Below are 21,612 nucleotides of genomic sequence, written 5' to 3'. Positions count from 1 at the left end.
GCCGGGCGGCTGGAATGCACGTTCCGGCATACAGCGAAAGACGCATGGTCTGTTCGTCGGGAAGCGCACAAACTGGAGAGAGCTTTCAGGGAAAGGATGCACCATGCCAAAGAACATCGTGTTTTGCGCCGACGGCACCTGGAACGGCCTTGGCGCGGGCGATGCCCAGGATCTTCAGGCCGACGCGACCAACGTGCTGAGACTCTTCGCCGCACTCGCCGGCACGGTCACGTCGGACTCCCTGCGAAAGCAGGACGAGCAGGAAAAGGTGGCCACCGGGGCCGACGGCGAGGTCACCCAGATCGCGAAATACCTGCACGGCGTCGGCGACTCGAAGAACGGTATCCGGAAGCTGCTGGGTGGGGTGTTCGGAGAGGGCTTCATCGAGCGGATCGTTCGGGGCTACACCTTCCTGTCCAGAAACTACGAGCCAGGCGACCGCATCTACCTGGCCGGCTTCAGCCGCGGCGCGTACACCGTCAGGGCGCTCGGAGGCATGGTCACGAAGATGGGCTTGCTTCCCCAGGATGCCATGCGAGGCAGCGACGGCAGCTACGACGCCGACAAGGCCTACAAGCTCGGCGTGTACATATGGGCCGCCTACCGCAGGGCCGCGGGCAAGCACAGCACCTTGCTTGGCTATCTCGAAGAGTTCAAGGCCGAGTCGATCGATCTCGACAAGCTGGTGCAGGGTGTCGGCATCGAGGCGATCGGCGTCTGGGACACCGTGGGAGCCTTGGGCGTGCCGGTCTATGACCTGGCCGATGCGTCGAAGGTCGACATCTTCGAATTTGCCGACAAGGCGCTCTCCGCCAAGGTGCGGTCGGGATTCCACGCGCTGGCCATGGACGAGCAGAGAAGCGATTTCGAACCGACGCTGTGGGATGACCGGGATGGCGTCCATCAGCGGTGGTTCTGCGGCGCGCATGCCGACGTGGGTGGCGGCTACCCGACGCAGGAACTCTCCACGTTTTCGCTCGACTGGATGATCGGGCGTCTGCGCGACAGTGGAGTGGCGATCTCGCCGCAATACAAGGCGGCGGACTCATTCACCTTCGGCCCCATCCACACGCCGTACGAGGATCCGCCCTTCAAGCTGCGGCCGCACGCGCCGCGGCAGTATCCCGGTGACGCCTTGTTCCATCCGAGCGTTCAGATCTACCTCTCGGGCTTCGCGGGCTATCAGCCGGTGGGCCTGGGCCCGCTGCTGACCGGCCGGCAACTCGACCCGAGCGTCGTCAGCCCGTAGCGTCGTCGTCGTCGAGCCTTGCAGCAGCCGTGATCTCGGGGTGGACCAGGCGGTACGCGATAAGCAGCCAGGCAATGGCCCAGGCGGTGCCGAGCGCCCATCCCGCCAGCACATCCGTTCCCCAATGGACGCCGAGCGCGATCCGGCTCACGCCGACGAGCAGGGCCGTCGCAGCTGCGACGGCAAGGATGTAGAGGCGCTCGGACAGGCGGTTGCGTGTCGTCGCGGTGAGCACGCCCAGTGTGAGGAACACCGCCGCGGACATGCTCGCGTGCCCACTCGGAAAGCTCATGCCCCAGGCCGCGTAGTCGGCGAACGTTGCATCAGGCCGCATCCGGCTGAAGGCATGCTTGAGCAGCGTGACCAACCCTGCGAAGCCGAGCGTGGACGCCACGACGAGCAGCGCCGTCATGCGTGCCGACACCAGCAGCAGGTAGCCCGCGGTGGCCGCGGTGAGCAGTGTCAACACGGAGGTGCTGCCGAGCCCGCTCAGATCGCGCATGACCTGGGTGAACCAAGGGTGTGCCTCCCTGATCTGTTGCGCCTTGTGCAGAAGGCGCATGTCGATGCCGCGTGTATCGCCCTCGAAAACTTCGCTCGCGATGAGGGCGAATCCGAGAAGCAGGAGGACGACGCTGAGACCTGCGGCCAGCGGCCCGAGCAGCGACCGCAGATTGTCGAAGCGGGCCAGCGATACCCATCCGAATCGATGGCGAAATGGTGGCGACGGTGTGCTCATATCGATCTGCAATCTAGCACCGCTTGGAAGCGGACAGGGCGGACCCCGAAGCGAACTGGCAGGCGCCCGGAACGGCTCGCGCCTTGACGCCCTGAGACCCGGAGCGTTGCCGGGCAAGTCCCTTGATGGAAAATGTCTTGCTCCCCCGAAGATCAAGCACTTATTCAATGCTGACAACGAACCACGGCAACCAGGTGCTTTCTGTTGCGCCCATGATGGACTGGACAGATCGCCACTGCCGGTACTTCCATCGCCTTCTGACGCGGCGCACGCTGCTCTACACCGAGATGGTGACGACCGGTGCGCTCATCCATGGGGATGTGCCGCGCCATCTGCGTTTCAACAGCGAGGAGCATCCTGTCGCACTCCAACTCGGCGGCAGCGAGCCCGCCGATCTGGCGCATTGCGCCAGGCTGGGCGAGGAGTGGGGCTACGACGAGATCAACATCAACTGCGGCTGCCCGAGCGAGCGGGTGCAGCGCGGCGCCTTTGGTGCGTGCCTCATGAACGAGCCGCAGCTCGTGGCCGACTGCGTGAAGGCCATGGTCGACGTGGTGGACGTGCCCGTCACGGTCAAGCATCGCATCGGCATCGACAAGATCGAGAGCTACGACTTCGTGCGCGACTTCGTGGGCAAAGTGAGCGAAGCGGGCTGCGACACCTTCATCGTCCATGCCCGCAACGCCTGGCTCAAGGGTCTGTCTCCCAAGCAGAACCGCGAAGTGCCGCCGCTGCGCTACGAGTTGGTGCATCGGCTCAAGCATGACTTTCCGGCTCTGCGCTTCTCGATCAATGGCGGCTTCAACGACAACGCCCAGATGCATGCACACCTGCGCCTGCTCGACGGCGTGATGATTGGTCGCGAGGCCTATCACAACCCCTGGTGGCTGGCCGAATGGGATGCAGTCTTCTATGGTGACGCCCCCTCCACGCAGACGCGGGAAGAGGTCGAACTGAAGATGTGTGACTACATGGCGCGCGAGTCGGCAGAGCACGGCACGCCCTGGTCCAACGTTGCGCGCCACATGCTGGGCCTGCGCAATGGCCTCCCGGGCGCCCGCCGCTGGCGGCAGGTCTGGAGCGACCACCGACTCAAGTCCCGCCCGCCCCACGAGGTGATGGCAATCGCCCACGAGCCGGCAGACCAGCCCGCCTGAGCGCCGCGAGCGGCGCGCAATGCCAGAAATACCGCGGCCTGCGCGCGACTCAGAAACACCGCGGAACCGGCTCAGCCGGTCCGCCGGTGTTGCCCCCGGCAGGGGGAAGGCGAAGCGACACGAAGTGCGCGCAGCCTGGGGGCGAGCTCAATTCGCCGCTTCAAGCCCATTGCTGAAGTGTTGCTGCATCCTCGCCATGGCCGCAGCCGGATCGCGGCCCCTGATGGCGGCCATGACGGCCCGATGCTCCTTCAGCGATTCGCCGATGCGGCCCGACTTCAAGAGCGAGTTGTGGCGGTTGAGCTTCATCACCTTTCGCAGGTCGGCCACCATCTGGTCGCGCCAGCGGTTGTTGGCGATGGCGAGCAGCCGCATGTGAAATCGCTCGTTGATCGCGAAGAAGTGTTCACGGTCGACGTGGCCCGGCGTGGCGGCGGCTTCGAGTTCGGCATGCAGAGCATCGAGCTCGGCCAGTTGGGCATCCGACGCATGCTCGGCGACCACGCCCGCGGCATCGCTCTCGAGCAGGCTCAGCAGGTGATAGACGTCCGCCAGGTCCTTCTCCGACACCTCGGTGACGTAGGCGCCGCGTCGCACCTTCATCGTGACCAGCCCTTCGGCCGCCAGCACCTTCAGCGCCTCGCGCAGCGGCGTGCGGCTGATGCCGTATTCCTCAGCCAGCTTGAGTTCGTCGATCCAGCTGCCGGGTTCGAGTTCGCGGCTGAAGATGCGTTGGCGCAGCAGTTCCGCCACCTCTTCATAGAGGGCACGCGGTGTAAGGGTGACGGCGGACATGGGTGGAATGTACCGCAAGTTGGGTCTTTGAATTAATAATTACGGATCGGTTAGACTTGTATTGAACTGTGCCGCCGCCGCGCGGACACTCCACGAACTCGCACGACCTTAAAAGCGGCGCTCATGAGCAAATCCGACATCACCTTCTCCATTGCCACCCTCGAAGCCTGGACCAAGGCGGCCGCCAAGTCGGCCCCGGGCGGAGACCTCAAGGCTCTGAACTGGATCACCCCCGACGGCATCACCGTCAAGCCGCTCTACACCGCGGCCGACCTGCAGGGGCTGAAGTACACGGACACCTTGCCGGGTTTCGAGCCCTATCTGCGCGGCCCGCAGGCCACGATGTACGCAGTCCGTCCCTGGACCATCCGCCAGTACGCGGGCTTCTCGACGGCGGAGGAATCGAATGCCTTCTATCGCAAGGCGCTGGCGGCCGGCGGCCAGGGCGTCAGCGTGGCCTTCGACTTGGCGACCCATCGCGGCTACGACAGCGACCATCCGCGCGTGACCGGTGATGTCGGCAAGGCCGGCGTGGCGATCGATTCGGTCGAGGACATGAAGATCCTGTTCGACCAGATTCCGTTGGACAAGGTGAGCGTCTCGATGACGATGAACGGCGCGGTGCTGCCGGTGCTGGCGGGCTACGTGGTCGCGGCCGAGGAGCAGGGCGTCGCGCAGGACCAGCTGAGCGGAACCATCCAGAACGACATCCTCAAGGAGTTCATGGTCCGCAACACCTACATCTTCCCGCCACAGCCCTCGATGCGGATCATCGGCGACATCATCGAGTACACGGCGCAGAAGATGCCGAAGTTCAACTCGATCTCGATCAGCGGCTATCACATGCAGGAAGCCGGCGCCAATCAGGCGCTCGAACTGGCCTTCACGCTGGCCGACGGCAAGGAGTACGTGAAGACGGCGCTCGCCAAGGGGCTCGACGTGGACGTCTTCGCGGGGCGGCTGAGTTTCTTCTGGGCCATCGGCATGAACTTCTACCTTGAGGTCGCCAAGATGCGTGCCGCGCGCCTGTTGTGGTGCCGGATCATGAAGGAGTTCGACCCGAAGAACCCCAAGAGCCTCATGCTGCGCACGCACTGCCAGACCTCGGGCTGGTCGCTGACGGAGCAGGACCCCTACAACAACGTGGTGCGCACGACCATCGAGGCCATGGCTGCGGTGTTCGGCGGCACGCAGAGCCTGCACACCAACGCACTCGACGAGGCCATCGCGCTGCCGACCGAATTCAGCGCTCGCATCGCGCGCAACACACAGCTCATCATCCAGGAAGAGACGCACATCACCAATGTGATCGACCCCTGGGCCGGCAGCTACATGATGGAGAAGCTCACGCAGGACATGGCCGATGCGGCCTGGGCGATCATCGAGGAGGTCGAGGCGATGGGCGGCATGACCAAGGCCGTCGACAGCGGCTGGGCCAAGCTCAAGATCGAGGCCGCCGCCGCCGACAAGCAGGCGCGCATCGACTCGGGCAGGGATGTGATCGTGGGTGTCAACAAGTACAAGCTCAAAGAAGAGGAAACGCACGACATCCTGCAGATCGACAACGTCAGGGTGCGCGACGGCCAGATCGCCAAGCTCAAGGCCATTCGCGAGAAGCGTGACAGCGCTGCCGTGCAGGCCGCGCTCGACGCGCTCACCGCGGCCGCGGAAAGCGGCGAAGGCAACCTGCTCGACCTGAGCATCCAGGCCGTGCGCCTGCGCGCCACGGTCGGCGAGATCAGCGATGCGCTCGAAAAGATCTATGGCCGCCACCGTGCCGACACACAGAAGGTGACCGGGGTCTACGCCGCTGCCTACGATTCCGCGGAAGGCTGGGAAGCGCTGCAGCACGAGATCGCTGCCTTCGCCGAAGAGCAGGGCCGGCGCCCGCGCGTGATGATCTCCAAGCTCGGGCAGGACGGTCATGACCGCGGCGCGAAGGTCGTGGCCACCGCATTCGCCGACCTTGGATTCGACGTAGACATGGGGCCTCTGTTCCAGACGCCCGAGGAATGCGCGCGCCAGGCCATCGAGAACGACGTGCATGCCGTGGGCGTCAGCACGCTCGCAGCCGGCCATAAGACGCTCGTGCCCGCCATCATCGAGGAACTCAAGAAGCAAGGCGCCGACGACATCATCGTGTTCGTGGGCGGCGTGATTCCGCGCCAGGACTATGACTTCCTCTACGAAGCGGGCGTGAAGGGCATCTACGGTCCGGGCACGCCGATCCCGGCCAGCGCCAAGGACGTGCTGGAACAGATTCGCGCGGCGGTAGCGGTCTGAGATGAGGCATACCTCCTGGCTTGCCCACTTCGCGTGGCGGCCCACCCCCTTGCAGGGCGCAATACCTGCGGACCGGCGGAGCCGGTTCCGTGGCATTCCCGGTTCGGATGCAGCCGACAGCTGAAATGCCGCCTGTCAAAACTACCGTAACCGCCGACGCGTTGCTGGCGGCCCAGGGTCCGCAACAACGTCGGGCGATCGCCAAGGCGATCACGCTGCTGGAATCCACCCGCGACGACCATCGCGCGCAGGCGGACGAGTTGCTCACGGCCTTGCTGCCGCACACCGGGAAATCATTCCGGCTCGGGATCTCCGGTGTGCCTGGCGTCGGCAAGTCGACCTTCATCGAGGCGCTTGGGCTTTTTCTCATCAGGCGCGGCCACCGCGTGGCGGTGCTCACCGTCGACCCGTCCTCGACCGTCTCGGGCGGGTCGATCCTCGGTGACAAGACGCGCATGGAGCAGCTCTCCGTGCATGAGCGCGCCTACATCCGCCCGAGCCCATCGTCTGGCACGCTGGGCGGCGTCGCCGAAAAGACTCGCGAGGCAATGCTGGTGTGCGAAGCCGCCGGCTACGACATCGTGATCGTCGAAACGGTCGGCGTGGGCCAGAGCGAGACGGCGGTCTCGGGCATGACGGACATGTTCGTGCTGCTTCAGTTGCCCAACGCCGGAGACGACCTGCAGGCGATCAAGAAGGGCGTGATGGAGCTGGCCGACCTCGTCGTCATCAACAAGGCCGACATCGACAAGGATGCCGCGACCCGGGCGCAGGCACAGATCACATCGGCGCTGCGCCTCTTCGGGCACCACGGCAACCCGGCGCACGCGCAGGTGATGCACGCGGCGCACGCCGTGCCGGGTTCGCCCGAAGCGGAAATCCGCTTCTGGCTGCCCAAGGTGATCCAGCTCAGCGCATTGGCTGGCACCGGCATCGACGCATTCTGGGACGCAGTCCTGCAGTTCAAGGCGCTGCAGGCCGCCAACGGCAAATTGGCCACACGCCGCGAAAAGCAGGCGCTCTCATGGATGTGGGAGCGCATCGACGCCGGGCTCAAGCAGGCATTCCGACATCACCCGCAGGTGCGCGATCTGTTGCCCCAGGCCATCGCCCAGGTGGCAGCCGGTACGCTGCCTGCATCGACCGCTGCGCGCAATCTGCTCGCCGCGCAGGCAGGACGGGCGTAGCCTGTCGCCTGCCACCCTCACAAGATCAACTCTCCCGACGGAACGTCATGAAAGAAATCCTCGAACAACTTGAAAAACGCCGCGAACAGGCGCGGCTCGGCGGTGGCCAGAAGCGCATCGACGCGCAGCATGCCAAGGGCAAGCTGACGGCGCGTGAGCGCATCGAGCTGCTGCTCGACGACAACACCTTTGAAGAATGGGACATGTTCGTCGAGCACCGCTCGAGCGACTTCGGCATGGCCGACAACAAGATCCCGGGCGACGGCGTGGTCACCGGCTACGGGATGATCAACGGACGCCTTGTCTTCATCTTCAGCCAGGACTTCACCGTCTTCGGCGGCGCGCTCAGCGAGGCCCATGCCGAGAAGATCTGCAAGGTGATGGACCAGGCCATGAAGGTCGGTGCGCCGGTCATCGGCCTCAACGATTCGGGCGGCGCCCGCATCCAGGAAGGCGTGGCGTCGCTCGGCGGTTATGCCGACGTGTTCCAGCGCAACGTGATGGCCTCTGGCGTGGTGCCGCAGATCAGCATGATCATGGGCCCCTGCGCGGGTGGCGCCGTGTATTCGCCGGCAATGACCGACTTCATCTTCATGGTGCGCGACAGCTCGTACATGTTCGTCACCGGCCCCGAAGTGGTGAAGACGGTGACGCACGAGGACGTGACCGCCGAGGAACTGGGCGGAGCGCTGACGCACACCACCAAGAGCGGTGTGGCCGACATGGCCTTCGAGAACGACGTCGAGGCGCTGATGATGCTGCGCCGGCTCTACAACTACCTGCCGCTCAACAACCGCGAGAAGCCGCCCGTGCGTCCCAGCGGCGACCCGGCAGACCGCGCGGACCTTTCGCTCGACACGCTGGTGCCCGACAACCCGAACAAGCCCTACGACATGAAGGAGCTGATCGTGAAGGTGGTCGACGACGGCGACTTCTTCGAACTCCAGCCCGACTATGCCAAGAACATCGTGATCGGCTTCGCGCGCATGGAAGGGCAGAGCATCGGCATCGTGGCGAACCAGCCGCTGGTGCTCGCCGGTTGCCTGGACATCAAGTCCTCGATCAAGGCTGCGCGTTTTGTGCGCTTCTGCGATGCGTTCAACATTCCGGTCGTGACCTTCGTCGACGTGCCCGGCTTCATGCCCGGCACCAGCCAGGAGTACGGCGGCATCATCAAGCACGGCGCCAAGCTTCTCTATGCGTATGCGGAATGCACGGTGCCGAAGATCACGGTCATCACGCGCAAGGCCTACGGTGGCGCATACGACGTGATGGCATCGAAGCACCTGCGCGGCGACGTCAACCTGGCCTGGCCGCGCGCCGAGATCGCGGTGATGGGCGCCAAGGGCGCGGTGGAGATCATCTTCCGCGAGGACAAGAATGATCCGGAAAAGCTCGCGGCGCGCGAGGCCGAGTACAAGGCGCGCTTTGCCAATCCCTATGTGGCCGGAACGCGCGGCTATATCGACGATGTGATCCTGCCGAGCGAGACCCGCAAGCGCATCTGCCGCAGCCTGGTGATGCTGCGCGAGAAGAAGCTCGAGAACCCGTGGCGCAAACACGGCAACATCCCGCTCTGAGCACGGAAAGAAGAACATGTTCAAGAAAATCCTGATCGCCAATCGCGGCGAAATCGCCTGCCGTGTCATCAAGACTGCCAAGAAGATGGGCATCCTCACGGTGGCCGTCTATTCCGATGCCGACAAGGACGCGCGCCATGTCGAACTCGCCGACGAGGCGGTGCACATCGGCGCTTCGCCGAGCCGTGAGAGCTATCTGCAGGCGGATCGCATCATCGCGGCCTGCAAGCAGACTGGCGCCGAGGCGGTGCATCCGGGCTACGGCTTCCTGTCGGAGAACGAGGCGTTTGCGCGAAAGGTCGAGGAAGAGGGAATCGTCTTCATCGGCCCCAAGCACTATTCGATCGCTGCAATGGGCGACAAGATCGCATCGAAGAAGCTCGCGAACGAAGCCAAGGTCAACACCATTCCGGGCTGGAACGATGCCATCGAGACAGCCGAGCGTGCGGTCGAGATCGCCAGGGACGTCGGCTACCCCGTGATGATCAAGGCATCGGCCGGTGGAGGCGGCAAGGGCCTGCGCGTGGCCTACAACGACAAGGACGCCTTCGACGGCTTCACCTCCTGCCGCAACGAGGCGCGAAACAGCTTCGGCGACGACCGGGTGTTCATCGAGAAGTTCGTGGAGGAGCCACGTCATATCGAAATCCAGGTGCTCGGCGACGCGCACGGCAACGTGATCTACCTGAACGAGCGCGAGTGCTCGATCCAGCGCCGGCACCAGAAGGTGATCGAGGAAGCGCCGTCGCCCTTCATCAGCGAGGCCACGCGCAAGGCCATGGGCGAGCAGGCCGTGGCGCTGGCCAAGGCCGTGAAGTACCAGAGCGCCGGCACGGTGGAATTCGTGGTCGGCAAGGACCAGAGCTTCTACTTCCTCGAGATGAACACGCGGCTCCAGGTGGAACACCCGGTGACCGAGGCGATCACGGGGCTCGATCTGGTCGAATTGATGATCCGCGTCGCGGCGGGCGAGAAGCTGCCGTTGGCGCAGCAGGACGTGAAGCGCGACGGCTGGGCCATCGAGTGCCGTATCAACGCCGAGGACCCGTTCCGCAACTTCCTGCCTTCGACCGGCCGACTGGTGCGCTTCCAGCCGCCCAAGGAGACCATGTTCTCGGCGGATACCAAGCATCTCTACGGCGTTCGCGTGGACACGGGCGTGTACGACGGCGGCGAGATCCCGATGTTCTACGACTCGATGATCGCCAAGCTGATCGTCCATGGCCGTGATCGCGCGCATGCGATTGCGCTGATGCGCGAGGCGCTCAATGGTTTCGTGATTCGCGGCATCAGCAGCAACATCCCGTTCCAGGCGGCGCTGCTCGCGCACCCGAAATTCGTGAGCGGCGAGTTCAACACCGGCTTCATCGCCGAGCACTACGGCAAGGGCTTTCACGCGGAAGACGTTCCGCACGACGATCCGGATTTCCTCGTTGCGCTGGCGGCCTTCATGCATCGCCGCTATCGTGCCCGCGCATCGGGCATCAGCGGGCAACTCGAAGGACACGGCGTCAAGGTGGGCGAGCAGTTCGTGGTGGTCTTGATGGATGACAAGGGCGAGCACGTGCACAAGGCTGTGTCGGTCACTGATTTCCATGGACAGACAGGTTCCAGCGCGGTGGCCGTGGGCGACCGAAGCTACAAGATCGACAGCAAGGCGGCGCTCGGCAGCATCCGGGTGGAAGGCAACGTCAACGGGCGCGCGTTCATCGCGCAGGTCGAGCGCGGAGCAGGCAAGAATCCGCTGTCTTTGCGCGTTTCGCACAATGGCACCCAGATCGAAGGGCTGGTGCTCTCTCCGCTCGGCGCGCGGCTGCTCAAGCTGATGCCTTACAAGGCCCCGCCGGACCTCAGCAAGTTCCTGATGTCGCCGATGCCAGGCCTGCTGGTGGAGGTGTCGGTGAAGCCGGGCCAGCAAGTGCAGGCCGGCGAGAAGCTGGCGGTGATCGAGGCCATGAAGATGGAGAACGTGCTGTTCGCGACGCAGGACGGCGTGGTCGCCAGCATCGATGCGGCCAAGGGCGAATCGCTCTCGGTCGACCAAGTGATCATGGAGTTTGCGTGATGGGTGCGAACGACATGATGGCGACGAAGCCCGTGAACTTGCGCCGCCCGGTCACGCCTACGGCGCCGGCCGGGCCGTGGTCGGTGGAGGCCGTGCAGGCGCTGCTCGACAAGCCGCTCAACGACCTGCTGTTCGAGGCGCAGACGGTGCATCGCGCGCATTTCCCCGAGGGGGACATCGAGCTGGCGACCTTGCTGTCGGTCAAGACAGGCGGGTGTCCGGAGAACTGCGGCTACTGTCCGCAATCATCCGAGTTCGACACCGGGGTCAAGGCGCAAAAGCTCATGGAGGTCGACGAGGTGGTGCGCGCCGCGCAAGCCGCCAAGGATGCCGGCGCGACGCGCTTCTGCATGGGCGCGGCCTGGCGCGCGCCCAAGGATCGCGACGTCGAGAAGGTCGCGGTGCTGGTTGAGGCAGTCAAGGGCTTGGGTTTGCAGACCTGTGCCACCCTGGGCATGCTCGAACCACAGCATGCCGTGCAGCTCAAGGCGGCGGGCCTGGACTACTACAACCACAACCTCGACACCGCGCCGGAGTACTACGGCGACATCGTCGATACGCGCACCTACCAGGACCGGCTCGACACCCTGTCCTACGTGCGGTCCGCAGGCATCAGTGTCTGCTGCGGCGGCATCGTCGGCATGGGCGAAGCGCCGGTGCATCGCGCGGGGCTGATCGCGCAGCTCGCCAATCTCGATCCGTATCCGGAATCGGTGCCGATCAACAGCCTGGTGCGCGTGCCAGGGACGCCTCTGGCCGACTCGGAGCCGATCGATCCGCTCGATTTCGTGCGCGTGATCGCGGTGGCACGCATCACGATGCCCAAGGCGCGCGTGCGGCTGTCGGCCGGGCGCCAGCAACTGGGCGATGCGGTCCAGGCGCTGTGCTTCCTGGCCGGCGCGAATTCGATCTTCTACGGCGACAAGCTGCTGGTCACCGGGAACCCCGACGTGGAGGCAGATGTGCAATTGCTGCGCAAACTGGGCCTCAAGGCGCGCCAGACCACGGAGCAGGGAGCCTGCGCATGAACCGGCCATTCAAGGTGCTGGGGATCCAGCAGATCGCCATCGGCGGGCCGGACAAGAGCCGGCTGCAGAAACTCTGGGTCGAGATGTTGGGGCTGGAGGTGACAGGCACCTTCAAGAGCGAGCGCGAAAACGTCGACGAGGACATCTGCGCGATCGGCAGTGGACCGTTCAAGGTCGAGGTCGATCTGATGCAGCCGCTGGACCCGGACAAGAAGCCTGCGGTTCATACGACGCCGCTGAACCATGTCGGGCTTTGGATTGACGATCTTCCGAAGGCGGTCGAATGGCTCGAGGCGCAGGGTGTGCGCTTCGCGCCCGGCGGCATCCGTCAAGGGGCTGCCGGCTTCGACATCTGCTTCTTGCACCCCAAGGCCAACGAAGAATTCCCGATCGCGGGCGAAGGCGTGCTGATCGAGCTGGTTCAGGCGCCGCCCGAAGTGGTCAAGGCTTTCGCGGCCCTTGCGGCGGGCTGAGACGGCGAAATATCGTTGTTCAGCGCCCTTGAGGCGCTGGCTACTTGACGCCTGTCTTGGCGGCGCTGGCGGCGCGCGCACGCGCGAGGGCGGCCTCGACAATGGCCCGCTTGCGGTCCGCCGGCGCTGCGGTCACCGGGCCTTCCGGTGCCTTGGCTATGGAGGCTTCGGGCTTCTTGCGCCGCCGGCTGTGCGCTTCGTAGCGGCTACGTGCATGGTCTGCCTGCGCTTGCGACCACGCCTGCCAGCCGCTTCGGCCGGGCGTCGCCACTTCGAGCGAAATGCAGTCGACCGGGCACACCGGAATGCAGAGTTCGCAACCCGTGCAATGCGCCTCGATCACGGTGTGCATGCGCTTGTGGATGCCGAGGATCGCGTCGGTCGGGCACGCGTCGAGGCATAGCGTGCAGCCGATGCACCAGGATTCGTCGATGACCGCCATGGCCCGCGGGCCTTCGATGCCGAACCTGGGATCGATCGGCTGGACCGACTTTCCGGTGAGCTGCGACAGGCGAACCACCCCTTCCGCGCCACCCGGCGGGCATTGATGGATGTCCGCCTCGCCGGCTGCGATCGCTTCGGCGTAACCCGCACAATCCGGATAGCCGCAGCGTGTGCACTGCGTTTGCGGCAGCGCCTCCAGGAGGCGTGCGGCCAGCGTGTTCACGATCTCATGGGGACTTGCGTGCAGCCGAACGCGACTGGCGCGAAGGAGCCGTCTTCCGTGCCGCAGCGGCAGTCGCAGGGCGCCTTTTCGACGCTGCGGAGGGCTTGATCGTGTCTTCCGCCGCCAGGACCGTCTTGTCGGCTCGTTTTTGCGGCTTGTCGTGCGCTTCGATGAAGGCCTTCACTTCCGGGTAGACCTGTTCGCGCCAGCGGCGTCCGCTGAAGATGCCGTAATGGCCCGCGCCCTTGACTTCGTAGTGCCGCTGTTCGTCCGCGGAGACGCCGGTACACAGTTCGTGCGCGGCGCGGGTCTGGCCGGAACCGGAAATGTCGTCGAGCTCGCCTTCGACGGTCAGCAGGCCTGTGGAGCGAATGTCCTGAGGACGAACGGGCTCACGCACGCCCTCCGGATTCTTTACTTCCCAGGTGCCGTTCACGAGGTCGAAATCCTGGAACACAGTGCGGATGGTGTCGAGGTAGTAGTCCGCATCCATGTCGAGCACGGCGTTGTACTCGTCGTAGAAGGTGCGGTGCGCCTCGGCGCTTGCATCGTCACCCTTGATCAGGTTCTTGAAATAGTCGTAGTGGCTGCTCGCGTGGCGGTCGGGATTCATCGCGACGAAACCCGTGTGTTGCAGGAAGCCGGGATAAACGCGGCGACCCGCGCCCGGGAAGCCGTCCGGCACCCGGTAAATGACGTTGTTCTCGAACCACTCGAAGCTCTTGTTCATCGCGAGGTTGTTGACCGCGGTCGGCGACTTGCGTGCGTCGATGGGGCCTCCCATCATGGTCATCGACAGGGGCGATTTCTCGCCGCGGCTGGCCATCAGGGACACCGCCGCCAGCACTGGAACCGTGGGCTGGCAGACGCTGACCACATGGCAGTTGCCGTATTCGGCCTGCAGGTAGCGGATGAAGTCCTGGACGTAGTTGATGTAGTCGTCGAGGTGAAATTCGCCTTCGGACAGCGGCACGAGACGTGCGTTGACCCAGTCGGTGATATAGACCTTGTGCCCTTGCAGCATGGTGCGCACGGTGTCGCGCAGCAGCGTCGCGTAATGACCCGACAGCGGCGCCACGATCAACACCACCGGCTGGCTCTTCAGCGTGTGGAGGATATGCGGCTCATCCGTGAAGCGCTTGAAGCGGCGCAACTGACAGAAGGGCTTGTCGATCTCGACGCTTTCGTGGATCACGACGTCGTGGCCGTCCACATTGACGGTCTTGATGCCGAACTCGGGCTTTTCGTAGTCCTTGCCCAGGCGGTAGAGCAAGTCGTAGCCGGCTGCCATGCGCTGTGCAATTGGCGTCTGTCCGAAGACGGCACCCTGGCCGTAGAGCTTGGAGGCGGCCTGCGCGAAGTCTGCAAACGGCTCCATCAGGGAGCGTTGTGCTTCATAAAGTTGGTAGAGCATCGGAGGGGCCAGATAGTTATTGCAATGCAATATATCAGTTGGCCGATGCTCGAAATAGGGGAAGCGCCCCACGGACCTGACGCGGTCGCGACATTCGTGAGTTCTCCACGAAACGGCCCGAAAGCGGCGCGGTTGCCCGCGCCGCTGTCATGGTTTAAAGCACCTTGGCGATGCTCTGGCAGACGTAGTCGATGTTCTTGCTGTTGAGCGCCGCCACGCACATGCGGCCGGTGTCGGTGCCGTAGACGCCGAATTCCTCGCGCAGGCGCACCATCTGGTCCTTGGTCAGGCCCGAATAGCTGAACATGCCGATCTGGGTGGTGATGAAGCTCATGTCCTGCTTCACGCCGGCTGACTTCAGGCCGTCGACCAGCTTCTGGCGCATCGCCTTGATGCGCACCCGCATCTCGGCAAGTTCCTTTTCCCACACGGCGCGGCGCGCCGGGTCGTTGAGCACGGCGGCCACCACAGCGCCGCCGTGGATCGGCGGGTTGCTGTAGTTGGTGCGGATGGCGATCTTGAGCTGCGACAGCACGCGGGCAGCTTCTTCCTTGCTTTCGCAGAGCACCGAAAGGGCGCCGACGCGCTCGCCGTACAGGCTGAAGCTCTTGGAGAAGGACGTCGACACGAAGAAGGTCAGGCCAGCTTCGACGAACTTGCCGATCACCGCGCCGTCTTCGGCGATGCCGTGGCCGAAGCCCTGGTAGGCCATGTCGAGGAAGGGAGTCAGGTTGCCGGCCTTGACGGCGGCGATGACCTGGTCCCACTGGGCGGCGGTGATGTCGTAGCCCGTCGGGTTGTGGCAGCAGGCATGCAGCACGACGATGGTGCCGGCCGGTGCCGCCTTGAGCGCGCCAAGCATGCCTTCGAAATCGATGCCGCGCTTGGCTGCGTCGTAGTACGGGTAGCTCTCCACCTCGAAGCCGGCGTTGGTGAACAGCGCGCGGTGGTTTTCCCAGCTCGGGTCGCTGATCAGCACCTTGGCGGACGGGTTGAGCTTCTTTAGGAAGTCTGCCCCGACCTTCAGGCCGCCCGTGCCGCCGATGGCCTGGATGGTGGCGACGCGGCCGGATTTCACCGGCTCGCTGTCGGCGCCGAAGACGAGGCCCTTGACCGCGTTGTCGTAGGCTGCGATGCCGTCGATGGGCAGGTAGCCACGGGCGCTGGGCGCCTTCATCATGTCCGCTTCCGCTGCCTGCACGCACGAAAGCAGCGGCAGCTTGCCGTTGTCGTCGTAGTACACGCCCACGCCGAGGTTGACCTTATTCGGATTGCTATCGGCGGCGTATTGTTCGTTGAGTCCCAGGATCGGGTCGCGTGGCGCCATCTCGACGGCGGTGAACATTGACATTGGAAAAGTCCTTTGGGGGGTGATCGGTTCGCGTGAACGCCGGACCTGCGTTACGCTGCCCGGTTCGCTTGAATTTTACCGGCCGCGCCACCACCTGCCAGAGTCACGCCATGCCAGAAACCTCCGAGATCATTCCAGAGCGGCAACACGCCGACCCTGTGGGCCCTGCCAAGCAGGGCGAGTTCGTCACGTTTCCCGGGTCGCCGTTCGAGCTGTTCCAGCCCTATCCACCCGCAGGCGACCAGCCGGCCGCGATCGCCGGGCTGGTCGAGGGCGTGCAGGATGGCGAGGTGTTCCAGACGCTGCTGGGCGTCACCGGTTCGGGCAAGACCTTCACCATGGCCAACGTGATCGCGCGGCTGGGCCGGCCCGCGATCGTGTTTGCGCCCAACAAGACCCTGGCCGCCCAGCTCTACAGCGAATTCCGCGAGTTCTTCCCCAAGAACGCGATCGAGTACTTCGTCAGCTACTACGACTACTACCAGCCCGAGGCCTACGTGCCTCAGCGCGACCTGTTCATCGAGAAGGACAGCTCGATCAACGAGCACATCGAGCAGATGCGCCTGTCGGCCACCAAGAGCGTGTTGGAGCGGCGCGACACAGTGATCGTGGCGACCGTGAGCGCCATCTACGGCATCGGCACGCCCGAGGACTACACGCAGATGCGCTTCATCATGCGGGTGGGAGACAAGATCGGTCAGCGCGACGTGATCGGGCGCTTGATCCGCATGCAGTACACGCGCAACGAGCAGGATTTTTCGCGCGGCACCTTCCGCGTGCGCGGGGACACGATCGACGTGTTTCCGGCTGAGCACAGCGAGTTGGCGATCCGGATCGAACTGTTCGACGACGAGATCGAGACGCTGCAGCTGTTCGATCCGCTCACGGGGCGCATTCGGCAGAAGATCCCGCGCTTCACCGTCTACCCGTCGAGCCACTACGTCACCCCGCGCGACAAGGTGCTGAGCGCAGTCGAGACCATCAAGCTCGAACTCGACGAGCGGCTCAAGTTCTTTGTCGGCGAAGGCAAGCTGGTCGAGGCGCAACGCATCGAGCAGCGCACCCGCTTCGACCTCGAAATGCTTGCCGAGATCGGCCACTGCAAGGGCATCGAGAACTACACGCGCCACCTGTCGGGCGCAGCGCCTGGCGAGCCGCCTGCCACGCTGACCGACTACCTGCCGAAGGACGCGCTGATGTTCCTCGACGAAAGCCACCAGATGATCGGCCAGCTTGGCGGCATGTACAACGGCGACCGCGCGCGCAAGACGACGCTGGTGGAATACGGTTTCCGACTGCCCTCGGCGCTCGACAACCGGCCGCTGAAGTTCGAGGAATTCGAGACGCGCATGCGGCAGTGCATCTTCGTGTCCGCCACGCCGGCGCAGTACGAGAAAGACAATGCCGGCAATGTGGTGGAACAACTCGTGCGGCCTACGGGACTGATCGACCCGGAGGTCGAGGTTCGGCCTGCCACCCATCAGGTCGACGACGTCCTGCAGGAAATCCGGCTTCGGGTCGACAAGAACGAGCGGGTGCTGATCACCACGCTCACCAAGCGGATGGCCGAGCAGCTGACCGACTACCTCGGCGACAACGGTGTCAAGGTGCGCTATCTGCACAGCGACGTCGATACCGTGGAGCGCGTCGAGATCCTGCGCGATCTGCGGCTTGGCGCCTTCGATGTGCTGGTCGGCATCAACTTGCTGCGAGAAGGGCTGGATATCCCCGAGGTGTCGCTGGTGGCCATCCTGGATGCCGACAAGGAAGGTTTCCTGCGCGCCGAGCGCTCGCTGATCCAGACCATCGGCCGGGCCGCGCGCAACCTGAACGGCAAGGCCATTCTTTACGCCGATCGCATGACGGACTCGATGAAGAAGGCCATCGACGAGACCGAACGCCGGCGGGTCAGGCAGATCGCCCACAACGAGGCCCACGGCATCACGCCGCGCAGCATCGTGAAGCAGGTTCGCGACCTGATTGACGGCGTCTACAGCGAAAAAACAGGCAAGGAGGCCGCCAAGCGCGACCTTGAGCGCGCCAAGGTGGAGGACATGTCCGAAAAGGACATCGCCCGCGAGATCAAGCGGCTCGAGAAGACCATGCTGGAACATGCGCGCAACCTCGAGTTCGAGAAGGCGGCCCGCGTGCGTGACCAGTTGGCGGTGCTGCGCGAACAGGCTTTCGGCGGTCCGGGCCACGACAACGTCGTCATCCCGCCCGCCTGACGCGACCGCCCGGCTGGGTCCCGGAGTGCAATCGGGTTTACCCCAGCAGCCCGGAGGGCCTTCTGTTATACTTGAGCGAAATACTCAACAACAAAGAAACTTCGCGATGAAGGGCCGACTCCTAATAACTGGTTCACCAGAAAGGCCGGAGTCGGGCAGGGCGGAGACGACGTCACCGAGGCCCCGCGCCAAGGTGTCATTTCAACGGTAAGCACACAAGGAGCTTGCGATGCGTCTCACTACCAAAGGCCGCTTTGCGGTTACAGCCATGATCGACCTGGCACTGCGCCAGAACACCGGTCCGGTCACGCTGGCCGCAATCAGCCAGCGGCAGCAGATTTCGTTGTCTTACCTCGAGCAATTGTTCGGCAAGCTGCGTCGTCACGAACTGGTCGAATCCACCCGCGGCCCCGGCGGCGGTTATTCGCTCGGCCGCAAGGCTGCGGATATCACCGTGGCCGACATCATTGTTTCCGTCGATGAGCCCATCGACGCCACGCAATGCGGCGGCAAGGAAAATTGCCTCGGCGAAGCGGGTCGTTGCATGACCCACGAGCTCTGGGCCTCGCTGAACCAGCGCATGGTCGAGTTCCTCGATTCCGTCACATTGCAGAAGCTGGTCGATGACCAGATTGCCAAGGGCGTGCAGATCGAGAACAAGCCGGCGGTCAAGCGCGCGATCTCCAGCCAGCCGGTGGTCAAGCCAATCCGCGTCAATGCACCGAATTCGGTGTTTGCGCTGGGCAACGCCTTCGCCAAATCGTGATCCAGCGGCGCCTTCGGGCGCCGATCGAACTGCTTCGAACAGATAAACCCCACGCCAGCCTGAGCCAGCCATGGACGTCACTCCTCATTTCCCGATCTACCTCGATTACGGCGCGACAACGCCGGTTGATCCGCGCGTCGTCGACGCGATGATTCCCTGGTTGCGCGAGCATTTCGGCAATCCGGCGTCGCGCAGTCATGCCTGGGGGTGGGAAGCGGAGGAGGCGGTGGAAAAGGCACGCGCCGACGTGGCCGACCTGATCGGCGCGGATCCGCGCGAAATCGTCTGGACGTCCGGTGCCACCGAGTCCAACAACCTCGCGCTCAAGGGCGCTGCCCACTTCTACAAGGGCAAGGGCAAGCACCTGATCACCGTGAAGACAGAGCACAAGGCCGTGCTCGACACCATGCGTGAACTCGAGCGCCAAGGATTCGAAGTCACCTACCTGGATGTCCAGGAAAACGGCTTGCTCGATCTGGAGGCATTCAAGGCTGCGATTCGTCCGGACACCATCCTGGCGAGCGTCATGTACGTGAACAACGAAATCGGCGTGATTCAGGACGTCGTTGCGCTGGGCACTATCTGCCGCGAACAGGGCGTGATCTTCCACGTCGACGCGGCGCAGGCCACCGGCAAGGTCGAGATCGACGTCAAGAGCCTGCCGATCGACCTGATGAGCTTGGCTTCGCACAAGACCTACGGCCCCAAGGGCATCGGCGCGTTGTGCGTTCGCCGCAAGCCGCGTGTGCGGCTCGAAGCCCAGATGCACGGCGGCGGTCACGAGCGCGGCATGCGCTCGGGCACCTTGCCCACGCACCAGATCGTGGGCATGGGCGAGGCCTTCCGTCTCGCCAAGCTCGAAATGAAGGAAGACATCGCCAAGGCCCACGCCCTGCAGCAGCGTCTTCTCAATGGCTTGAAGGACGTGGAGCAAGTGTTCATCAACGGGGACCTCGAGCACCGTGTGCCTCACAACCTGAACATGAGCTTCAACTACGTCGAGGGCGAGTCGCTGATCATGGGCATCAAGGGCCTGGCCGTTTCCAGCGGCTCCGCCTGCACCTCGGCCAGCCTCGAGCCCAGCTATGTGCTGCGCGCGCTGGGCCGCAGCGACGAACTGGCGCACAGCAGCTTGCGCATGACGATCGGTCGATTCACGACTGAAGAAGAGATCGACTACGCGATTTCAACCATCAAGCACAACGTCGCCAAGCTCCGTGAACTGAGCCCGTTGTGGGAGATGTTCAAGGACGGCATCGATATCAGCACGATCCAGTGGTCGGCTCACTAAAGTTCAAAGAGGTACCCCATGGCTTACTCATCCAAGGTCATTGACCACTACGAAAATCCGCGCAACGTCGGCTCCTTCGAAAAGGGCGACGACTCGGTGGGCACCGGCATGGTCGGCGCTCCGGCCTGCGGCGACGTCATGAAGCTGCAGATCAAGGTCAACCCGGAAACCGGCGTGATCGAAGACGCGCGCTTCAAAACCTACGGCTGCGGCTCTGCGATCGCCTCGTCCTCGCTCGTGACCGAATGGGTCAAGGGCAAGACGCTCGACGAAGCCGCTGCACTCAAGAACGCACAGATCGCCGAAGAACTGGCGTTGCCGCCTGTGAAGATCCATTGCTCGATCCTGGCGGAAGACGCGATCAAGGCGGCCGTCAGCGACTACAAGGCCAAGCACGGCGCCGCTGCCGTGACTACGGAAGCCGTTCACTGACATGGCTGTGACCCTGACCGAATCGGCCGCGCGCCACGTCACACGCTACCTCGGCAAGCGAGGCAAGGGCGTGGGTGTGCGGCTGGGCGTCAAGACCACGGGCTGCTCGGGCCTGGCCTACAAGCTCGAGTACGTGGACGAGTTCACGCCTGAAGACGTGGTGTTTGAAGACCATGGCGTCAAGGTCCTGGTCGACCCCAAGAGCCTGGCCTACATCGACGGCACGCAGCTGGATTTCGTTCGCGAGGGCCTCAATGAAGGCTTCAAGTTCAACAACCCGAACGAACGCGACCGTTGCGGCTGCGGCGAGAGCTTTCGCATCTGATCACCGCCGGCCTCGCGCCCGAGCCGCCACCATGTCATGTGCTGGCGGCTTTTTAACGCCATGAATCTGAACGACACCGATTTCGAACTTTTCGCCGTGCCGGCGACATTCGCGCAGGACCGCGCCGCCCTGGACGCCCGCTGGAAGGAACTGCAGCGCGAGGCGCACCCCGATCGCATTGCCGCCCAAGGCGCTGCGGCTCAGCGAGTCGCCATGCAGTGGTCGGTGCGTATCAACGAGGCCTATCAACGACTCAAGAACCCGATCAAGCGCGCCACGTACCTGTGCGAGTTGAACGGCGCCCCCATCAATGCGGAGAACAATACGGCGATGCCGTCGGACTTCCTGATGCAGCAAATGGCATGGCGGGAAGAGCTGGACGAGGCGGGCGACATCGATGCACTCGAGAAGCTGCGAGCCGAGGTGGAAGCCGGCCGGGCGCGGGCGCTGTCATCGCTGGATTGGCTCATCGACGAAAAAGGCGACTTCCCCGCAGCCGCGCGCCAGGTGAGAGCCCTCATGTTCATAGAGCGCTTTGCCGAAGATATCGAGGCCAAGGCCGATCAGTGGGGACAATAGAGC

At 64.1% G+C, this 21,612-nt stretch carries 19 protein-coding genes; 14 read left to right on the top strand and 5 right to left on the bottom strand.

Annotated elements, in window-relative coordinates; genetic code table 11:
- Positions 1-103: 103 nt before the first annotated feature.
- The gene (locus tag QTH90_RS06425) at positions 104-1,249 is read left to right on the top strand and encodes a T6SS phospholipase effector Tle1-like catalytic domain-containing protein (RefSeq protein ID WP_286663667.1); all 1,146 of its coding nucleotides are present in this window, start codon (positions 104-106) and stop codon (positions 1,247-1,249) included.
- On the opposite strand, the gene QTH90_RS06420 is transcribed toward QTH90_RS06425, so the two are convergent.
- Positions 1,239-1,988 (bottom strand): phosphatase PAP2 family protein, encoded by a 750-nt coding sequence (locus QTH90_RS06420; protein ID WP_286663666.1) that lies wholly within the window; start codon positions 1,986-1,988, stop codon positions 1,239-1,241. The genes QTH90_RS06425 and QTH90_RS06420 overlap by 11 nt on opposite strands.
- A 167-nt stretch (positions 1,989-2,155) precedes the next feature.
- Here QTH90_RS06420 and dusA point away from each other — a divergent pair, with 167 nt between their 5' ends.
- On the top strand, positions 2,156-3,145 hold the full coding sequence (gene dusA, locus QTH90_RS06415; RefSeq protein ID WP_286663665.1) for a tRNA dihydrouridine(20/20a) synthase DusA: 990 nt from the start codon (positions 2,156-2,158) through the stop codon (positions 3,143-3,145).
- 147 nt (positions 3,146-3,292) lie between these two features.
- Here dusA and QTH90_RS06410 read toward each other — a convergent pair whose 3' ends face one another.
- Complete coding sequence (locus QTH90_RS06410) at positions 3,293-3,940, bottom strand: GntR family transcriptional regulator (protein WP_286663664.1); 648 nt, start codon at positions 3,938-3,940, stop codon at positions 3,293-3,295.
- Between the two features lie 123 nt (positions 3,941-4,063).
- Here QTH90_RS06410 and scpA point away from each other — a divergent pair, with 123 nt between their 5' ends.
- The 6 genes from scpA (at position 4,064) to QTH90_RS06380 (ending at position 12,556) form a co-directional block, all read left to right on the top strand.
- Positions 4,064-6,223 carry a methylmalonyl-CoA mutase gene (scpA, locus tag QTH90_RS06405; protein WP_286663663.1) on the top strand — a complete coding sequence of 720 codons (2,160 nt, stop codon included), beginning with the start codon at positions 4,064-4,066 and terminating at the stop codon, positions 6,221-6,223.
- Positions 6,224-6,348: 125 nt separating this feature from the next.
- The gene (gene meaB, locus QTH90_RS06400; protein ID WP_286663662.1) at positions 6,349-7,410 is read left to right on the top strand and encodes a methylmalonyl Co-A mutase-associated GTPase MeaB; all 1,062 of its coding nucleotides are present in this window, start codon (positions 6,349-6,351) and stop codon (positions 7,408-7,410) included.
- Between the two features lie 47 nt (positions 7,411-7,457).
- The gene (locus tag QTH90_RS06395; protein ID WP_286663661.1) at positions 7,458-8,990 is read left to right on the top strand and encodes an acyl-CoA carboxylase subunit beta; all 1,533 of its coding nucleotides are present in this window, start codon (positions 7,458-7,460) and stop codon (positions 8,988-8,990) included.
- Positions 8,991-9,006: 16 nt separating this feature from the next.
- The gene (locus QTH90_RS06390) at positions 9,007-11,055 is read left to right on the top strand and encodes an acetyl-CoA carboxylase biotin carboxylase subunit (RefSeq protein WP_286663660.1); all 2,049 of its coding nucleotides are present in this window, start codon (positions 9,007-9,009) and stop codon (positions 11,053-11,055) included.
- On the top strand, positions 11,055-12,083 hold the full coding sequence (bioB, locus tag QTH90_RS06385) for a biotin synthase BioB (protein ID WP_286663659.1): 1,029 nt from the start codon (positions 11,055-11,057) through the stop codon (positions 12,081-12,083). The genes QTH90_RS06390 and bioB overlap by 1 nt, the downstream gene beginning before the upstream one ends.
- Complete coding sequence (locus QTH90_RS06380) at positions 12,080-12,556, top strand: VOC family protein (RefSeq protein ID WP_286663658.1); 477 nt, start codon at positions 12,080-12,082, stop codon at positions 12,554-12,556. Before bioB ends, QTH90_RS06380 begins: the two co-directional genes overlap by 4 nt.
- A 40-nt stretch (positions 12,557-12,596) precedes the next feature.
- Here the strand turns inward: QTH90_RS06380 and QTH90_RS06375 are convergent, their stop codons facing one another.
- From QTH90_RS06375 to QTH90_RS06365, 3 genes are all read right to left on the bottom strand, one after another.
- Complete coding sequence (locus QTH90_RS06375) at positions 12,597-13,223, bottom strand: RnfABCDGE type electron transport complex subunit B (RefSeq protein WP_286663657.1); 627 nt, start codon at positions 13,221-13,223, stop codon at positions 12,597-12,599.
- 4 nt (positions 13,224-13,227) lie between these two features.
- A complete protein-coding gene (locus QTH90_RS06370; RefSeq protein ID WP_286663656.1) occupies positions 13,228-14,637 on the bottom strand; it encodes a polyhydroxyalkanoate depolymerase in 1,410 nt (469 codons plus the stop codon).
- 154 nt (positions 14,638-14,791) lie between these two features.
- Positions 14,792-15,988 (bottom strand): amino acid aminotransferase, encoded by a 1,197-nt coding sequence (locus QTH90_RS06365; RefSeq protein WP_286663655.1) that lies wholly within the window; start codon positions 15,986-15,988, stop codon positions 14,792-14,794.
- Between the two features lie 110 nt (positions 15,989-16,098).
- On the opposite strand from QTH90_RS06365, the gene uvrB reads away from it, so the two are divergent.
- From uvrB to hscB, 6 genes are all read left to right on the top strand, one after another.
- Positions 16,099-18,216 (top strand): excinuclease ABC subunit UvrB, encoded by a 2,118-nt coding sequence (gene uvrB / locus QTH90_RS06360; RefSeq protein ID WP_286663654.1) that lies wholly within the window; start codon positions 16,099-16,101, stop codon positions 18,214-18,216.
- A 229-nt stretch (positions 18,217-18,445) separates the two neighbouring features.
- The gene (gene iscR, locus QTH90_RS06355; protein ID WP_028253560.1) at positions 18,446-18,982 is read left to right on the top strand and encodes a Fe-S cluster assembly transcriptional regulator IscR; all 537 of its coding nucleotides are present in this window, start codon (positions 18,446-18,448) and stop codon (positions 18,980-18,982) included.
- Positions 18,983-19,052: 70 nt separating this feature from the next.
- Entirely contained in the window at positions 19,053-20,273 is a 1,221-nt protein-coding gene (locus tag QTH90_RS06350; RefSeq protein ID WP_286663653.1) for an IscS subfamily cysteine desulfurase, read from the top strand.
- Positions 20,274-20,291: 18 nt separating this feature from the next.
- Positions 20,292-20,705, top strand: a complete 414-nt coding sequence (gene iscU / locus QTH90_RS06345) for a Fe-S cluster assembly scaffold IscU (protein WP_286663652.1) — start codon at positions 20,292-20,294, stop codon at positions 20,703-20,705.
- Position 20,706: 1 nt separating this feature from the next.
- Positions 20,707-21,030, top strand: a complete 324-nt coding sequence (iscA, locus tag QTH90_RS06340; protein ID WP_286663651.1) for an iron-sulfur cluster assembly protein IscA — start codon at positions 20,707-20,709, stop codon at positions 21,028-21,030.
- A gap of 60 nt (positions 21,031-21,090) precedes the next feature.
- Positions 21,091-21,609, top strand: coding sequence for a Fe-S protein assembly co-chaperone HscB (hscB, locus tag QTH90_RS06335; RefSeq protein WP_286664475.1), 519 nt, complete (start codon positions 21,091-21,093; stop codon positions 21,607-21,609).
- The last annotated feature ends 3 nt before the right edge of the window (positions 21,610-21,612 follow it).

The sequence above is a fragment of the Variovorax flavidus genome (assembly GCF_030317145.1).
Taxonomy (GTDB): domain Bacteria; phylum Pseudomonadota; class Gammaproteobacteria; order Burkholderiales; family Burkholderiaceae_C; genus Variovorax; species Variovorax flavidus.
This window is presented reverse-complemented; position numbering and strand designations above follow the sequence as displayed.

What these genes read in the sequence shown, in the direction of transcription:
- QTH90_RS06425 (WP_286663667.1), top strand. Translation starts at nt 104, where the DNA reads ATGCCAAAGAACATCGTGTTTTGCGCCGACGGCACCTGGAACGGCCTT.
- QTH90_RS06420 (WP_286663666.1), bottom strand. Translation starts at nt 1,988, where the DNA reads ATGAGCACACCGTCGCCACCATTTCGCCATCGATTCGGATGGGTATCG.
- dusA (WP_286663665.1), top strand. Translation starts at nt 2,156, where the DNA reads ATGCTGACAACGAACCACGGCAACCAGGTGCTTTCTGTTGCGCCCATG.
- QTH90_RS06410 (WP_286663664.1), bottom strand. Translation starts at nt 3,940, where the DNA reads ATGTCCGCCGTCACCCTTACACCGCGTGCCCTCTATGAAGAGGTGGCG.
- scpA (WP_286663663.1), top strand. Translation starts at nt 4,064, where the DNA reads ATGAGCAAATCCGACATCACCTTCTCCATTGCCACCCTCGAAGCCTGG.
- meaB (WP_286663662.1), top strand. Translation starts at nt 6,349, where the DNA reads ATGCCGCCTGTCAAAACTACCGTAACCGCCGACGCGTTGCTGGCGGCC.
- QTH90_RS06395 (WP_286663661.1), top strand. Translation starts at nt 7,458, where the DNA reads ATGAAAGAAATCCTCGAACAACTTGAAAAACGCCGCGAACAGGCGCGG.
- QTH90_RS06390 (WP_286663660.1), top strand. Translation starts at nt 9,007, where the DNA reads ATGTTCAAGAAAATCCTGATCGCCAATCGCGGCGAAATCGCCTGCCGT.
- bioB (WP_286663659.1), top strand. Translation starts at nt 11,055, where the DNA reads ATGGGTGCGAACGACATGATGGCGACGAAGCCCGTGAACTTGCGCCGC.
- QTH90_RS06380 (WP_286663658.1), top strand. Translation starts at nt 12,080, where the DNA reads ATGAACCGGCCATTCAAGGTGCTGGGGATCCAGCAGATCGCCATCGGC.
- QTH90_RS06370 (WP_286663656.1), bottom strand. Translation starts at nt 14,637, where the DNA reads ATGCTCTACCAACTTTATGAAGCACAACGCTCCCTGATGGAGCCGTTT.
- QTH90_RS06365 (WP_286663655.1), bottom strand. Translation starts at nt 15,988, where the DNA reads ATGTCAATGTTCACCGCCGTCGAGATGGCGCCACGCGACCCGATCCTG.
- uvrB (WP_286663654.1), top strand. Translation starts at nt 16,099, where the DNA reads ATGCCAGAAACCTCCGAGATCATTCCAGAGCGGCAACACGCCGACCCT.
- iscR (WP_028253560.1), top strand. Translation starts at nt 18,446, where the DNA reads ATGCGTCTCACTACCAAAGGCCGCTTTGCGGTTACAGCCATGATCGAC.
- QTH90_RS06350 (WP_286663653.1), top strand. Translation starts at nt 19,053, where the DNA reads ATGGACGTCACTCCTCATTTCCCGATCTACCTCGATTACGGCGCGACA.
- iscU (WP_286663652.1), top strand. Translation starts at nt 20,292, where the DNA reads ATGGCTTACTCATCCAAGGTCATTGACCACTACGAAAATCCGCGCAAC.
- iscA (WP_286663651.1), top strand. Translation starts at nt 20,707, where the DNA reads ATGGCTGTGACCCTGACCGAATCGGCCGCGCGCCACGTCACACGCTAC.
- hscB (WP_286664475.1), top strand. Translation starts at nt 21,091, where the DNA reads ATGAATCTGAACGACACCGATTTCGAACTTTTCGCCGTGCCGGCGACA.